The sequence below is a fragment of the Haladaptatus sp. DJG-WS-42 genome (genome assembly GCF_037198285.1).
Classification (GTDB): Archaea; Halobacteriota; Halobacteria; order Halobacteriales; family Halococcaceae; genus QDMS2.
Genome location: NZ_CP147243.1, coordinates 1935993 through 1951465, shown reverse-complemented (window position 1 = coordinate 1951465; position 15473 = coordinate 1935993). Strand labels below are relative to the sequence as shown.

At 56.3% G+C, this 15473-nt stretch carries 12 protein-coding genes; 9 read left to right on the top strand and 3 right to left on the bottom strand.

Going from position 1 to position 15473, the window contains the following annotated elements; translation table 11 throughout:
- Position 1: 1 nt before the first annotated feature.
- Positions 2–892, bottom strand: coding sequence for an isocitrate lyase/PEP mutase family protein (locus V5N47_RS10615; RefSeq protein WP_338727413.1), 891 nt, complete (start codon positions 890–892; stop codon positions 2–4).
- Between the two features lie 206 nt (positions 893–1098).
- Between V5N47_RS10615 and V5N47_RS10610 the strand changes: the two genes are divergently transcribed.
- The 9 genes from V5N47_RS10610 to V5N47_RS10570 all read left to right on the top strand — a co-directional run bounded on the left by V5N47_RS10610 (position 1099) and on the right by V5N47_RS10570 (position 10647).
- Entirely contained in the window at positions 1099–3321 is a 2223-nt protein-coding gene (locus tag V5N47_RS10610; protein ID WP_338727412.1) for a type II/IV secretion system ATPase subunit, read from the top strand.
- Complete coding sequence (locus V5N47_RS10605) at positions 3305–5221, top strand: type II secretion system F family protein (protein ID WP_338727411.1); 1917 nt, start codon at positions 3305–3307, stop codon at positions 5219–5221. Before V5N47_RS10610 ends, V5N47_RS10605 begins: the two co-directional genes overlap by 17 nt.
- The gene (locus V5N47_RS10600) at positions 5218–5943 is read left to right on the top strand and encodes a hypothetical protein (RefSeq protein WP_338727410.1); all 726 of its coding nucleotides are present in this window, start codon (positions 5218–5220) and stop codon (positions 5941–5943) included. Before V5N47_RS10605 ends, V5N47_RS10600 begins: the two co-directional genes overlap by 4 nt.
- Positions 5936–6385, top strand: coding sequence for a hypothetical protein (locus V5N47_RS10595; protein ID WP_338727408.1), 450 nt, complete (start codon positions 5936–5938; stop codon positions 6383–6385). The genes V5N47_RS10600 and V5N47_RS10595 overlap by 8 nt, the downstream gene beginning before the upstream one ends.
- Positions 6382–7059, top strand: a complete 678-nt coding sequence (locus V5N47_RS10590) for a hypothetical protein (protein WP_338727407.1) — start codon at positions 6382–6384, stop codon at positions 7057–7059. Before V5N47_RS10595 ends, V5N47_RS10590 begins: the two co-directional genes overlap by 4 nt.
- Positions 7052–7465, top strand: a complete 414-nt coding sequence (locus V5N47_RS10585; protein ID WP_338727406.1) for a hypothetical protein — start codon at positions 7052–7054, stop codon at positions 7463–7465. The genes V5N47_RS10590 and V5N47_RS10585 overlap by 8 nt, the downstream gene beginning before the upstream one ends.
- The gene (locus V5N47_RS10580; RefSeq protein WP_338727404.1) at positions 7462–7977 is read left to right on the top strand and encodes a hypothetical protein; all 516 of its coding nucleotides are present in this window, start codon (positions 7462–7464) and stop codon (positions 7975–7977) included. Before V5N47_RS10585 ends, V5N47_RS10580 begins: the two co-directional genes overlap by 4 nt.
- Before the next feature lie 162 nt (positions 7978–8139).
- Positions 8140–9609 (top strand): PAS domain-containing protein, encoded by a 1470-nt coding sequence (locus V5N47_RS10575; protein WP_338727401.1) that lies wholly within the window; start codon positions 8140–8142, stop codon positions 9607–9609.
- Positions 9610–10113: 504 nt separating this feature from the next.
- Complete coding sequence (locus tag V5N47_RS10570) at positions 10114–10647, top strand: hypothetical protein (protein ID WP_338727400.1); 534 nt, start codon at positions 10114–10116, stop codon at positions 10645–10647.
- 693 nt (positions 10648–11340) lie between these two features.
- Here V5N47_RS10570 and V5N47_RS10565 read toward each other — a convergent pair.
- Together V5N47_RS10565 and V5N47_RS10560 are read right to left on the bottom strand one after the other, a co-directional pair.
- Positions 11341–12348 (bottom strand): restriction endonuclease, encoded by a 1008-nt coding sequence (locus V5N47_RS10565; RefSeq protein WP_338727399.1) that lies wholly within the window; start codon positions 12346–12348, stop codon positions 11341–11343.
- Positions 12349–12840: 492 nt separating this feature from the next.
- On the bottom strand, positions 12841–14325 hold the full coding sequence (locus V5N47_RS10560) for a hypothetical protein (protein WP_338727397.1): 1485 nt from the start codon (positions 14323–14325) through the stop codon (positions 12841–12843).
- Positions 14326–15473 lie beyond the last annotated feature (1148 nt).

Below are 15473 nucleotides of genomic sequence, written 5' to 3'. Positions count from 1 at the left end.
ATTATTCGAGCGACTGTACTCCGTCTCTGTGTGCCGCTTCAAACGCCTCGTACTCGGAAGCACCAAGATAGTCGGTCAACCGATTCAGGGGCAGCATCTCGATATCGCGGTTATCGCGCTGTTCGCCCATCACATCGAGATACCGCTGCATGTGATGGACCGCCACCTGAAGCAATGCCGTCACGTCTGAGACGAGCGACACGCCTGCTTCCTCATACGCCGAAATCGGATGGGCAGGTGGGAATTTCTCGTGGTCCATCCGAACCATGAGGGCGTATACGGGAAGGTCGACAGCCGAACATATCGTTGCTAAATCCGTGAGGGGGACGACTTCGCCAAGGAACAGCGCATCAGCGCCCGCCTCGTGATATTGCCCAGCCCGGTCGATGACGGCATCGATGCCGTGGTCTGCGTACGAGTCGGTTCTGGCCATGATAACGAAATTTTCGTCACGCCGACTATCACAGGCGGCACTGACTTTTGCAGCCATCTCACCCGGAGCGACGAGTTGTTTCCCCGCCATGAGTCCGCACTTCTTCGGCGTGGCTTGGTCCTCGATGAACAGCCCGGCTGCTCTCGTATTTTCGAGTTCGCTCACTGTTCGCGTGAGGTTTGCAATCCCACCAAATCCCGTGTCTGCATCGACAACGACCGGGGTCTCACCCGCGACCCGAACCATGTTTCTGACGGTTGCGACCGTCTCAGTGAGTGACGTGAAATCGAGGTCGGGGAGGCCAAGCAAGCTAGCCGCCGTGCCGTAGCCTGAGTGTTGGAGTCCCTCAACGGTCGGGTGGTCAGCAGCGAGTTTGGCGCTCAGCGCGTCGTGGACGCCCGGAAAGAACCCTATCTCCTCACGCGTGAGAATCGAGCGGAGCGTCTGTCTGCGTGTCATAGTCTAGCAAATTCGGATGGCGCACTAATCTCTTTCCGTCGAATAAGCTTCTCAACGCAGGCCTCGGTTTTCACGTTCCGTAGTCAGCTGCGTAGGCACGGTCTCAGTACCACTACCAGCAGTCCGCTCAGTCGCCGCCGAGAGCTGCCAATTTATTTATTCAAATTTGCGAAAATTTAAGTTACAAACATATTCTATTTCACGACATGTCTCCAGACGTAGAATGTTCAACTGCGGATTTCTTTTCAGTGCCGCCGCCGTGTCCGCCGGACAGTTCTGAAGCGTGGTACGCTCCAAGAATCAGAGCACAGTACACGCTCACAACCGATGTTGTCGCAACAATCACCGAGCGACGAGACGGCTTTCACTACACGATTCGAGAACCAGTTCTGTCAGCAACTGAAACGGTTGCGTTCGAGACGATTCAGGACTACTTCGAGGGCGCACGTCTCGAACGGCCGCTCACCAGAGAAGGGGCGCGCGAACGCCTCGCGGCAGGATTCGAGCCGAAGTACGAACGAGCCATCGACCGCCTCACCAATCTATCTCCTGCGGGCCGCCGCCGAGTGAGCTACCACGCGCTGTGTCAGGTGCGGTGTCTTTCTGACCTCACCGCCTTCGCGCTTGACGAGCACATCGAGGTTGCAGATACGGCCGACGACCGACTGCTCGTTCACACGACAGACTTTGCGCCAGCCACTACTGACCTGTCGCCGAACCCCGACTATCTCTCTCGGTTTGCGAGCGAGCGCCTTGGCCAGCACACCGTCACGTTTCACGACTTCGAGGTGCCGGTCGTCATCTACAGAGAACACGTCCTCGGGACCGACCCGTTCACCACGAAGTACGCGGTCATCGAACCGGACCTCCTGCCGGGCGACGAGCAACTCATCGCAGAGTGCAAAGAGCGCATCTGGGAGGCGAACGTCGATGGCGTGGTCGAAGACCGTGCTGGGTTCGTGTACGACCGAGCGCGAACTTTCCTCTCGCGACGGTTGACGGCGCGAAACACCCGCGCGTGGCTCGACGCGACCCGCTATCGGATGCAATCGGCGCTCGCAGAATACGGCTTTGCAGTACCTCCGGTTGACGAGCGGTACGCCGCAGACCGGCTCTCTGACCTCGTCTACTACGTGATGCGCGATTATGTGGGCTACGGGAAACTGACCGTACCCATCCGCGATCCGATGCTCGAAGACATCGAAGCGAATCGCGTTGGCGAGCGTATCAAGGTGGTTCCGCGGGGGCTTGGCGACCATGCCGGGCGGATGCCTGCAAACCTCACGTTCACCTCAGAACGGAGTTTCGTGAACGTCGTCACGCAGTTGGCTGCAGCCGACGGGACTGAATTGAATGCGAGCACGCCGAGTGCGAAAGTGAACTTACAGCCCGCGGACCTCGACGACGAGACGATTCGGTGTGCGGTTGCGCTTCCGACCATCTCCGAAGATGGCCCCCACATCTCGATTCGAAAGCAGGCTCCGGACACGCTCACACCCGTTGACCTCATCACCGGCAACAGCCTCTCGACTGAACTCGTCACCCTCCTCTGGATGCTGTACGAACACCACGGAGTCGTGCTCTTTTCCGGCCCAACTGGCGTCGGAAAGACGACGCTGATGAACGCTCACATGCCGTTCATCCCGTATTGCGACCGTCCTATCAGCATCGACGAAGGGTCGCGCGAGGTGCACCTTCCCCACGAAACCGGCGTCTCGCTCACCACCCGTGACCACGAAAACGAGTTCAAACGCGTGACGATGGCCGACCTCATGACCGAGTGTAACTACCTGAATCCGGACGTAGAGGTCATCGCAGAAATCAACACGCCTGCGAGTTTCAGAACCTTCGCAGAGTCGATGAACACCGGCCACGGCTTGCTCGGGACGCTCCACGCAGAGGACGTCCACAAGCTCGTAAATCGCATCATCGAACGCGGGATTCCAGCCTATTTGCTTCAGGAAATCGACCTCGTCGTCTTCCCGCGGAACGTTGACGGGGAGCGGTACGTCTCGTCGGTGGTCGAGTTCGTCGATGCGGAAACATACGCCACACTTGCTCACGACCGGTGTGGAACCATCGAAAAAGATGGGACGACGATTTACTGGAACACCGTCGCGTGGCGCGACCACAGCGGCGAGTTTGGGTTTAACTACTGTCACCCACAACTGGGTGACGAGACACGCGACCTCTCGCTCGATGCGTTTTCGTCTCTTGCCCAACGCACCGACCGACCCGTGCGCGCGGTCGAAGACGAGTTCCACCGCAAACACCGGTACGTCAAGTATCTCGTCCAAGAGAATTTGACCGACATGGACGAACTGTTCTCGTTCCTCGCAAACCTCCGGACGAACGAGGCAGCGACCGTCGAACGGGTCGTCAGTCAGAAACAGCCACAGGAGGTGCACATCGATGGCAGTGGCGACTGATGAACCACGCGGGCGGTCACTTTCGGTGTTCGACCGCGGGCTGTACGCACTGTTTTCCAGACACGCAGACCACTCTCGACACGAACGCGACCGCAAACGCTACCGTGGAACCGACCTCCGAACCAGCTTCGACGTGTACCTCGCCCGCGTGTACGGCCTGTCGTGGGTCGTATTCGGCGCACTCGTGCTCTGGACGAGCGTCGTGCTCCTCGCGGTTCCCGACGCACTGCTCACCAGTATCGGGAGCTTCGTCCATCAGGGACTCCCGGTGCTCAATCGTGTCACTGTTCCCCCGATTCCTCGCCAGTACATCGCACTCGGTGTTGGGGTGCTCGTTGGCGGACTCGGAAAGCGCTCGACGGTCATCTTCGGTGGCCTCTACCTCCACTGGGCGGCGAGCGCCCGACGAACCAACATCGAGCAGACGCTTCCCGGTGCAGTCCGGTATCTGCGGGCACTCTCCTCGGGGAGCGATGGCGGGCGGATGATGCTCCACAAGGTGGCAAATCAGGACGCCTACGGCGAAACGTCGGTTGCGTTCAGGAAGGCACTGAACAAAGCCTCACTCACTGGTAGTCTCGACGAAGGACTGGCGATGGTTGCGAGAGACACGCCGTCTCGCGACCTGCTCTCACCCTTCTTGGTCAAATTTCGCGAACACGCCGCACAGGGGACGGACGCACTCCAAGGCTATCTTCGCTTGGAGAGTCGGATGCTCTCGCATCGGCAGGCCCGTGCCCGCGAACGGGCGAGCGGCTTTCTCGAACTCCTCGCAGAGATGTTCATTGTCCTGCTCGTCATCCCGGCGCTGTTCGTCATCATCCTCACCGTAATGAGCGTGCTCGCGCCAGGATTCTCACAGCCAACGAACACGCCGATTGGGCTAGTGTCACCTCGTGCGCTGTTCATCTACGGGAGTGCGGCCTTCGTCCTCGTCGTTGGGGCAGGGGCTGCAGTGTTGGTAAACAGCATTCGACCGCCCGGCCAATCGACGACGTACGAACGGCCACCCACCATCGGCTCCATGTTAAAAACCGCGACGACAAACCCGGCGAGCGCGTCGCTCGTCTGGTTTCCCGTTGCACTAGTCGTGACCGGTGGCCTCTGGTCGCTCGGCTACGCGCCAGAAAACGTCGTGCTCCTCGGATACGTCGCCTACAGCCTTCCGGTCGGTGGTGTGGCGCTTCGCAGAGCGCGACTGGACGATGCCAAAGACCGCGAAATCAAAGACTTTATCCACGCCGTGTCCGGTCACGTCGGGCTTGGCAGACCGTTTCCAGCGGCAATCGACCGCGTGAGCAGAGATCTCGACCTCGGCGCGCTTCAAGCGGACGTAGAAGATCTTGCGTTCAACATCAACCTCACCACCCGTGGCATTAGTGAGGCAGAAGAAACCCAGGAAGGCGACCTCCAGCGGGCAGCCCTCGACCGCTTTGTTGAGCGAGTGGGAACGCCGCTCGCAGACCAAACCATCGGCCTCGTTACGGGTGCACTCGGCGTCGGCAGCGACACCGAAGACGTGTTCGAGACACTGCAGACAGAAATCGGTCGACTCTACCATGAGAAACGCGCGCTCCGTTCGGCACTCATGGTATATGTGGCCGTTGGCTGGACGACTGCGCTTCTCGTCATCGGCATCATGGTCGCGGTGAACGGCTACGTTCTCGACGGCTTCGCCCAGTTGTCTTCCGTTTCTGGAACTCAAGGTATCGCACTCGACCCAAACGCGGTGCAACCGGCGCGTGACCGACGACGATTCTACATCGTGACGCAGGCGACGATGCTCGCGTCCGGGTGGTTCGCGGGAACCGCCAACCGAGATTTCTACGATGCGCTGCTCCAGTCGGGCGCACTCGTTGCAATCTGTTACTTCGTCTTCGCAGGAGCGCAGATGATATGAGCGGGAGCGACCGCGGTCAGTCGGCCGTTGTCGGCGTGGCGCTCTTACTCGGCATCACCGTTGTCTCGCTCGGCGTCCTCACTGCAAGCATCGGAGCGGTCATCGACGGCAACGCTGCACACGCCGATGCAACCCGCGTCGCAGCTGAGATGGACGACTCACTCCGGCCTATCGAAACGACCGGCGCACACCGGGGACACCTGTCGTTCAGCGACGGCACACTCGGGCCAGCGACGAGAGAACTTCGCGTACTGAACGAATCAGGCGTCATCGCACAGGTACCCGTGGATGCACTCGTCTTTGAAACCGAAGATAAACGCGTTGCCTTCCTCGCTGGAGCCATCGTGCAAGGCACTCGGGGGAACGCGAATCTGTACCGGCCACCGCCGCTCACGGCGTCTGAAAACGGTGGTGTGCTCGTTGTGGGCGCGCCGAAGTTGAACGGGTCTGCACGCTCAATTGGTGCGAGTGGCGGGGCGCGCGTCACTGTCGAAACCACCGTTTCGCACAATCGGATGGCGCTCGGAAACGGGACCTACCGCGTCGCAATCGAGACCGCTACGCCCGGTGCGTGGGAGCGGTATTTCACCGAACAGAACGCGACTGTGTCACGAACCGATTTCGATGGCGATGGCACAGAGAGCGTCGTCGCGGAGTTCCCCGGACGCAGAACTGCCTATCTCATCGTCCACGACATGCGTCTTGAGGTGGACAATGGATAGTCGGGCGGTGACGCCCGTCGTGGGCAAGGTGTTCGAAGTCGGGTTGGTGGCGCTCTACATCGGCCTGCTGACAACCACGCTCTATGCAGGGGCAGTGCCCGAGTATCGAACCGCGGCCGGAGCAGAAGTGGGCGAACGCGTCCTCGCAAGCGCAACTCAGCGCGTTGAGCAATCGATTCCACCGGCCGCAACGACCGTACAACATCGCCAAACTGTCTCAATTCCCCAGACGATTCGTGGCGAGCAGTACGAGATTCGGGCCGCAAACGAATCCCTTGTCTTGCTGCATCCGAACGAAAACATCGACGGGAAAGCACGCCTTGCCCTTCCCGACCGCGTCGTCTCGGTGTCTGGTACGTGGCGAAGTACGGACGAGACAGCTCTCGTCGTCGAAGACGCACCCGGCGGGCTTCGCGTTCGGTTGACGGAGGTGTTACCATGACCACGAGGGGACAGGCGAACCTGCCCGCACTCGCCGTTGCCCTCATCGCGTTGACCGCAACTGCTGGGCTCAGTTTCACGCTCGCAGACGGCGCATTTGCCAGTGCAGACCGCGACGCAGCCGAGCGACGACTCGCCGTTTCACTCTCAGAACGGCTCGTAGACGATGCGTCGATGCTCACGACCCGCGAGAATGTGATTAATCGCACGAGCAGTGGGGAACTCACTCCTGAAATCCTGCAGGAGGAATATCCTGTGACGCAGGGGCACGCCATCCGAATACAACTGGACGGCGAAACGCTCGTTGAGCACGGTGACCCAACTGGCGGAGAAACGATTCGACGTATCGTGCTTATAGAGCAAACCCAGTCGGTGACGGTGACGCCTGATTTGACGCGGTCGAATCAAGTGACACTTCCCCGTCGAACTGGCGAGGTGACCATCCACTTGACGCCACCGCCTGCGACGAACATCACTGTAGTTCGGGTCAACGACCGGGTCGTGCTCGCAAACGAAACTGGGTTGACGGGGACGATGACGGTCACTACCTCTCGGTTCGAAACGACGACACTCCAATTTGAAGCGACTGGTCAGCTTCCGCCGGGGAGTGTCGAAGTGACTTCGTACCCGACCCAAACCACGAAGGCGCAATTGGTGGTGACTGTCGATGCGTGAGCCGACCCGCGGTCAGTTGTCGCTCTCGGCGGTGGAAGCTGGCATCGGCGTGGTGCTCGTCCTTGCCGTCTCCATGGGGTTCGTACTGGACGTCCCCCAGCCAGCCGCTCGTGAGACACAACTCGATCTGTATGCAGAAGACGCAACGACTGTCCTCGCGGGCGAAGCACCCCGCCATCAGGGAACGACACGTCTCGCAGAAGTCGTGGCCTCGGCTGGGTCGTTCGGCCGCGAGCGCAACGCGCTCGAACGGCGTGTCGAACGCATTCTTCCGGATAATCTGATGTATCGAGTGGAGACGCCACACGGCGCAGTTGGGTATCGGAAACCTGCAGGCGTCGCTGTCGGGGAGGCAACCGTTACGACGGCAAACGGCGACGTGACGATGTGGGTGTGGTACGTATGACTCGACGCGGGCAGATGGTGCTCGCCGCCGCTGCACTCCTCGCCGTAGCGCTTGTTCCCGTGGTGTTTGCCTACCTCCAACTTGGCTACCATCCCGACGTCGCGGCGAGCAATGATTACGACGCACCGACCGAAAACGCAGAACACGTCCTCTCCCGTGCGGTGGCAACCGCACGCGAGGACATTCCACAGCGCTACGATTGGCAGTCGCGCGAAGCGGCGGTCGAAACCATCCACGACCGACTCAGGCCGACCCGCAGAACCCTCGAAGCGTCCCGCGTCGAGAAAGGCACGGCCTACGAAATCTCCACGAACCAGACCGTCGCTACGTCGTGGGCAGCAGCGAACTGTCCGGGCGGGCCGAACCGACAGTTCGGGTCGTGTGAGGCACGTCGTGGTGTTGTGGTTCAGCAGCGAGCAGGTGAAACGCACCTCGTCGCTGTGGCCTTCGACGTGACGGTGACGACAGCGCGAGGGGTGACAGACGTGACGATTGTGGTATCGGAAGCGTAGGTTGGTCGGCCATCGCCCAACCGGTCACGCTGGCGGTGCAATTCCCGGTGAACTCTATAGAGAGGTGTGTGAAAACGGCAGCTTTGCAGCGAGCAGGGGGTTTCGAGCAGACATCACAATTAGGCAACCAGATTAATACAGTTTCAATGACAAACAGCGGATATGACTCGCAATGGGGATGGGGACGCGGATACCCGAGTGTCTGAGGAGCACTCGGTTGTCGAATATGCGCTCAAAGCCACGGAGACCGTCGTCTGGGATTGGAACATCCCTGAAGATGAAATAACCCTCTATCCGCAGTCACAGTCGATATTTGAGGAGATTACCGAGGTCGACGAGTTCATCAGCCAGGTGCACCCGGCAGACCAAGCTGCGGTTGCAAACGACTTCGAGACCGCGCTCCAAGAGACGGGCGAATACAGAACCGAGTTTCGCTTAGCAACTGACGCAACGCGCTGGATTGCGGCCCAAGGAATCGTCGAATTTGATGCGGCGGATGGCCCACAGCGACTGACGGGGGTTGGACAAGACGTTTCAGAACGAAAACGCCGGTACCGAGAGTTCAAGCGGCTCGGCGATTATATCGCTGAGACGGAGATCCTCTCCGAGATTGGTGGGTGGGAACTGGAGACCGGGACCGACGACCTTCGGTGGACGGCGGGAACCAAACGGATACACGAGGTCGAATCCGATTACGAACCGGTACTCGATGAAGCCATCGAGTTCTACCATCCCGACGACAGGCCGCTCGTCGAAAACGTGGTAAACCGGTGTCTTGACTCTGGCGAACCGTACAGTATCGAAGTCCGTTTAATCACCGAAAAAGGCCGTGAGAGATGGGTGCATACGCAAGGAGAAATAAGACAACGTGGTGACAGCGAAGTGTTGCGGGGCGTCATTCGCGATATCACCGACCAAAAGATCCGAAATCAACGGCTCATGGTGTTGAACCGGGTGCTCAGGCACAACATTCGAAATTCACTCGGTGTGGTGATGGGCTATGCAGAGTTGCTTCGAGACGACCTCAGCGCGCTCGAACCACTCGAAGACCGACTCGCCGATACGGCGTCGTTCTCGCTCGAAGACGCCCAAGAGTCACTCGGAGAGATACACAAGCATACAGAAGCACTGTTTGACATGTCAGAGAATGCTAGAAGAGTGAGTCACGCCCTCCAACGTGGCCCGCCGATGGACGACGTGGAAGTCGCCCCGATTGTGAACGCCCTCGTCGCGACGTTCTCAGAGCAGTATCCAGCGGCGTCGATCACCGTCAATGCCACCGCGGATGGTGTGCAAGGAAATGAACAAGCCCTCGAAATGGCGCTCAGAGAACTGCTCGAAAACGCGCTCGTGCATACGACTGCTGGGGCGCCACGTGTCGAGGTCAGTATCTCGAAAGCCGACGCCGATCGGGTTCACATTCGAGTTGCCGACGATGGCCCGGGGATTCCCACGATGGAACGAGAAGTGCTCAAGCGGGGCGTCGAAGAACCGTTATTGCACGGCCACGGACTGGGGTTGTGGATGGTCAATTGGCTGGTCACCAAGGTGGGAGGCAGTGTCTCGATAGAAGCGAACGACCCGACCGGAACCATCGTGACACTCACGCTGCCGGCTGCAAACAGTGAGTAGACCGTTTGGCTCCCACTGCTGTGTGTGAGTCGTCGTTTGCTCGTGTCGTTGCCTACGCCTCTCAAATCGGCGTGGTGGACTTAATGCTCGAGTTGTCTGCGCATACGTCGTCCACCACATCGATGACGTGGTTGTAGTTTGTTCGAGTGAGGTTGAAGAAAGGCGACAGACACGTCTCATGCCACCGTCTGGAATGGTAAACAGTCAAATACGGGTTATTTAGTTTCGTGAAAATTGACAATATTCATATCTAAAATTCTGGTTGGGAATCACAGGTGGTGTTGAGGAGATAAAAACACATTCTCGTACCGCGAAGATTCACAATTACTCTGGAAAAGGCAGAAATTTGGCCTGAGTTCCGCCAGCTAAATTAATAAAATTAACTGTCTAGAATATGATTTATTTTCCCATTTTCGGGCGAATGTTGTCAATAAACTTTATTTTAATTTGTTGATTTGTAAGAAAAACCGCAATTATTATTCGTGTCTGTGAATAGAACATTTTGTGAATCGACGCCACTACCTCACAGCCGTTGGAATCGGCCTTGGAACAATTTCCGGGTGTCTCGGCCCGATAAATTCAGCGGAGACGCTTCCCCGAGAGTTTGAAGAAGCAACGCCGATTTCCGTTCCAGGGAAAAGCACGAATACAACTACCACAGCAGAACCAACCACCGACAGACAGTCGATGGATCTTAGCAAACACGAACCCACATTTTACCACGAATTGCTGGATTCAGACGTCCACGTTACGGGATTAGAGCACACAGACGGAACTGTCCTTCTTCGCTATGTCCCAGAAAACACCTCGGTAGAAGATGACTCACTCGATACAGGCCCAATAGGCGCTGCGTTTGCGGCTTCGATCAATGAACGATGGGATGTTGATCGTCTTGAGGTAACCGCTGTAACTGCAGCAGACGAACCACTGGCGCGGTTTTACATTCTCGCAAGGTGGGCGAGTAACTACTCGTCGTTAGAGAGCGAGCCAAACCAGTATTGGCGCCGGATACAAGCCACGGTTACAGTCGTTGAATAGGCAATCCGTCTCTCAAAAGCAACCACGAAGGGTAGGTAGTGGCGTGGTGCGCAGCTTGCGACTTCCACCGTAGGAAATGTTGGATGACAGCTCTTAGGTGGTCACCACATAGCCCGCCGTGGCACTTTCACCCATGAGTTTCTAATCGGTCATGGGTATTTGTGAATTAGTTAGTATATGTTATTATGAGTGTTCAATCCAGCAATATTAGCATATTTTTGTTATTTACAAATTCTAAGAAGATTCAACAATATGCGAAATAGGTTGGTATACGACTGTGGAAGAGAAAAATTTAGCTAGACGTTGGACAACACACAAATGTTAGAATAGTATGGTTATTGTGAGATTTTCAGAGTTTCTCGAAGGTGACAGCACAAACATGTGATTGGGAATGTATATTGGCGAGGAATCATGCATAAAATGTCAAAATTAGTTATAATTATTGTGCAGTAAGTGACAAAAGAATTGAGGGATATTGTCAGTGTGCAAGATAGCATCACCGAGAGAGTCAGTGTCATTCATGACGTCGGCTCTGCGTATTCCATTGTTGGTTCACAGGGTTTACGTCTCCCCTATCCACACCTCACTCAAAGGCATCTTTTCATATCGTGTAATCAGAACCCTCCTTCACAAAAACCGTGCAACCTGACGATTATCGACGCTCACCCCCTCCAGCAACATTCCAACACGTTTTCACTGGTCGGATTCGCAAAGACCGTCAGATTCAGGGTACGTGTTTTCCGGTCGCCTGTCGTGGACAGCAAATAAATATGCAGAAATGAACTCACCACCTGCGGATTCAACTGCGTTAGGGACGTATCCACGCGAGACATTGGAGAGTTCATGATCAAATCGCTGATCGAGTACCGCATAGGTAATCGCTTGTTGTCTTTGCGTTGGGAGATCGTCGAACGCATCGAACTCAACTGGTGGTCGATCATCCCACGGAATGTATTTCACAACGCTATTTTGCTCGGTTACCACACCACCGGCGAGAGATTGTGGTTCGCGTGGCTGCTCCGCGGTGAGGACATCGAACGCAGAGAGCGTGTAGAAAAGTACCAATCCAGAAATTAGGAGTATCCCCGCGCCAAAGAGATCAATCGCAACCGCCGTATTCCACGGACCTACAAGTACACCAACGCCGGAAAATACACCCAACACGGCAACGATTTTCACTTTTCGATTCGGTGAGTTCAACGCTTCTCCGCGGGGAAAGTGAGTTGTGTCTGATGGCTCCGTCTGTGGAGGGTGAGCGACATTACCGATGGGCTCAAGCTGGTGAATGAAATCTGCTGATTGCAGTTCATTCGTGAGGTTCACAAGAAAGCGACCATTCACCAATCTTACGCCATTTTCATTCGCCCAGTCTATCGAGGCTGGAGTGAATGACTTGGGCGTGATAACTACAATCTCATTGAATGTTGCATCTGCTTGTTTCAGTTCGTAATACTGCTGAATGAGTTCCAGTTCAATCTGGTCCCCGTGGCCAGGTTGTTTCGGCCAAATTGCTATTTTTTTCGGAGGAACCCCATCCGGCTTTTTTGCGATGATTTCTCTACCGTTGTTGTTTTCGAGCGGTGAGAGTTCAGTCTGCCATCCTCGTGCGTTCCAAAGCTCAGCAATATACTCCTCAAACCGATCTTGGCTACAGTTCTGTATTTGTGTACAGAGTTCATCAGACCTGGCCTCTGCGCCCATACACAGTAACATGGTAGAGAGTTGATTTGTAACTATTGTATAATATACAAAAAATTGACTGTTGAATTAAGAATTGTGCCAAACTATCTTTCCGTCAACGAAGCCGATACACCGCGGCCGGCGCCTTCGACGTGGCAGTGACGTCAGAACGTGGGATGACGGCCGTGACGAATGTGGTGTCGTGAGCGTGGATTGGTCTGTCACTGACTAACGACTAGCCGTGTCTCATGACACGTTCACTGTCGAAGCCGGTTATAGAGCTAGGAAAAGGCATATCCACCAACCAGTCTATCAACGAAGGCCCACACGGCACCTGCGAACAATCCCGAAGCGGTTTCGTCGTACCTCGGTAGACGGTAGCGAGCAGTCGTTGCCACCGTCTCCCCCAGCCAAATCGGGCAGTGATTCCAAGTATCACGACAGCTCCCGGCCAGAGGAGCGCACACGCCAGTCCGAACGCGTAACTGTCATGTGAACAACAGCGAGCCGATGTTAGCTCGTGTCGTTGTCGTACATTTTCAGGCCCGCACAGCCGTTGTCTTTGACACCGCGTTCGATGTCGCTGTAGCGAATCGTCACGTCTGAACTCTGGTCGTTCAGCTTGATGGCTTCGTAGCCCTCGACCGACTGGGCGTTCAGTCCCTCAAGCATGATATCCGAGCCGTTGACAACGAACGGGTAAGCAGCCGCTGTCTGTTGTCCGCCGGAGACGCGCGAGCCAACGCCGTCTAGCCACATCGCCTTCCGGCCGCGGTCGCCTGTCTGATTGTAGTTGACGTTGTGGAACACACAGTTGTTGCGTGTACTGCGAATCGCAGTTGGCCACACGTACCCCTGTGCGTCGCCAGTGATATCCAAGTGCTTGCAGATGACCGCGCCTGCGTCAGAGCCGTTGATTTGGATGGCGTTGCCGCCGCGCTGTAAGTCGAGATCAGAGCGGACGATTTTCGTCGGTCCTGCACTGGATTGGACGACGATGCCGTGATTGACCTCGTCGCCAACCTGCACGTCGAGACGGCTCAGCCATGCGTTTTCGACATCGTTCATGACGGTGAGCGCGTGGCCGTTCGGTTTCTCTAGGCGAATCGTGGTGTCATCAATCCGCAAATCAGAGCCCGCATCGAGTCGGATACCGCGCTGGTTCTGGTTTTCGTCGTGTTGCTGGTCGACAACGACTTCTGCACCGGTGATGAGACAGTCGTGGCCGCTCATTCGAATGCTCGCGGACTCGCTGTTGGCGAAGCGCCCACCGTTGACGATGACTCGGCCCTCCGAAGGAGTGTAGAGGCCGTTGTCCGGCCAGTCGTCGAGTTCGCAGTCTTTGAACTCGAGTTGCCCAACGTGCTTCGGTGAGGTCATCAACCCGGAGGGACCACGCCAGATGTCACCGGGTGCGTTCTCAGAGAACGCGCCGCCGTCGTTCGCTCGGAAGCGCTTGACCATCCCCTTTCCGTCTGCCGAGAGGATATTGAACAGGCCGGGACCGTAGGTGCCGGTGTCGTGGCGACCAACGACCGTGATGTCGTCGACGAACAACCCGTCTGTGACCTGCGCTTCGATGACGCGGATACCCGTATCGTCTGCACGAAGGTCAACGGCGAAGCCTTGGACACGGAGGTCGCGGCCGGGGTCGTAATCGACGCCCAACCGGAACAAGCGATACTGGGGGCCGTCGAAGTTGTGGTAGTTTGCCGGAACGAGCGTGGCGTCGTCGCCGACCATCCCGAAGTTGGTGAATCCAGTAAATCGGAACTGTGAGTCCATGTAGTAGCGCCCGGGTGGGAATTTGAGCAGCGTATCGTTCCCTGCATATTCCTCTAAGATAGGCGTGATGGACTCGTCGCCCGAGTTGTCCGCGCCGGCGTCGTCGACCATGTCGATGACGCGGTCGTACTGGTCTTCGTGTGAGGGTGACGCTGCTGCCGTTCCGGACGTGAGGAGCGACGCGCCCGCCGCGGTTGCTCCAAGTGCACCCAAAAAAGTACGTCGCCCGAGCATGGAGGCGGTGTTTGAGTCGTGGTTCGAGTCTGTCGAGGGAGTCGTGTCGCGCATGGTTATGATAGCCCGTAGGTCGCTGATTGCAAACTGCGAGTCTGCGAAGATGGTGAACAGCCATTGGCCCAATCACATCAGCCAACAGCACAATACAATTTTTCTGACAGTAGTTCTCGTGAGAGTTACCGACCAGACAGACACAGTCGCCAACACCACAAAGCACTTATGGTGTAGGTATTCCCCCGGAGATAGACAGTTCAACCGACGAGTTTACTGACAGTTCCACCCCTGCTCAAAATAGACGAGAATAATATCTTTTCCCATTAATACAAAGATTATGATAAGTCTAGTAATGAATGTCGTCGTTGAACAATCCACTGTGTGATGGGGAATTCACTCATTTCACGCGACTCGGGAGGTTGCCAGCATCCCATATCAGAAGAGCAGTTTGGCTGGCAGAACTGTTGGCGAATCTACAGTTATCAGTTCCAGGGGACGTTGGCCTGCAAACTAGTTCGCGACCCGGAACCCCAATCTCAACAGCCATCGTGAAATCGGCGAATCAGGCACCGGGAACGAGGCGTGACGAGACAGAACTGAGGTGAATTGTCAATTTAGTACTATTTTGTGTGGGTGTAATTTGCTGGGATGCACACCCGACACTCGCCAGTTCGAGTCGGTGGACGTTGCGGCGACCGAACGGCCTTCATCGGCATTTCGGAATCTGCTGAAGCAGTTGCTGCGGCCAAGTACTGCAATACAACCGCTGAGCTAGCAAAATCAATTCGCTCCACACACCCACGGTAGATAATATGAGTATATATTTCCCTAATACAATACTATCAGTATCGCAACAAGAGTTTTAGCAGTTGACTGGCTTGCGTTCGGTAATGGCAACTTCACAGCAGCCAATTGTCGAAACGTACCACTGTCCAGACTGTAACAGGAACATCGTGATAGACGACACCTCGTGGGGGTGTGCGCACGTATCCGGACATCCGGCAGATTGAAAGGGAGGTATTGAATTATCGATATCAGATGAAGAACGTAACGCGATAGCAATAATTGTCAGTTGACTGGTTTTTCAATGCTAACCGACGAGTCTGCTGGACCGTCTTCAAGGTCGCTTC

Excerpts from the sequence above, each read along its gene's own strand:
- V5N47_RS10580 (WP_338727404.1), top strand. The coding sequence starts at position 7,462 with ATGACTCGACGCGGGCAGATGGTGCTCGCCGCCGCTGCACTCCTCGCC.
- V5N47_RS10605 (WP_338727411.1), top strand. The coding sequence starts at position 3,305 with ATGGCAGTGGCGACTGATGAACCACGCGGGCGGTCACTTTCGGTGTTC.
- V5N47_RS10600 (WP_338727410.1), top strand. The coding sequence starts at position 5,218 with ATGAGCGGGAGCGACCGCGGTCAGTCGGCCGTTGTCGGCGTGGCGCTC.
- V5N47_RS10615 (WP_338727413.1), bottom strand. The coding sequence starts at position 892 with ATGACACGCAGACAGACGCTCCGCTCGATTCTCACGCGTGAGGAGATA.
- V5N47_RS10575 (WP_338727401.1), top strand. The coding sequence starts at position 8,140 with ATGACTCGCAATGGGGATGGGGACGCGGATACCCGAGTGTCTGAGGAG.
- V5N47_RS10585 (WP_338727406.1), top strand. The coding sequence starts at position 7,052 with ATGCGTGAGCCGACCCGCGGTCAGTTGTCGCTCTCGGCGGTGGAAGCT.
- V5N47_RS10610 (WP_338727412.1), top strand. The coding sequence starts at position 1,099 with ATGTCTCCAGACGTAGAATGTTCAACTGCGGATTTCTTTTCAGTGCCG.
- V5N47_RS10565 (WP_338727399.1), bottom strand. The coding sequence starts at position 12,348 with ATGGGCGCAGAGGCCAGGTCTGATGAACTCTGTACACAAATACAGAAC.
- V5N47_RS10590 (WP_338727407.1), top strand. The coding sequence starts at position 6,382 with ATGACCACGAGGGGACAGGCGAACCTGCCCGCACTCGCCGTTGCCCTC.
- V5N47_RS10595 (WP_338727408.1), top strand. The coding sequence starts at position 5,936 with ATGGATAGTCGGGCGGTGACGCCCGTCGTGGGCAAGGTGTTCGAAGTC.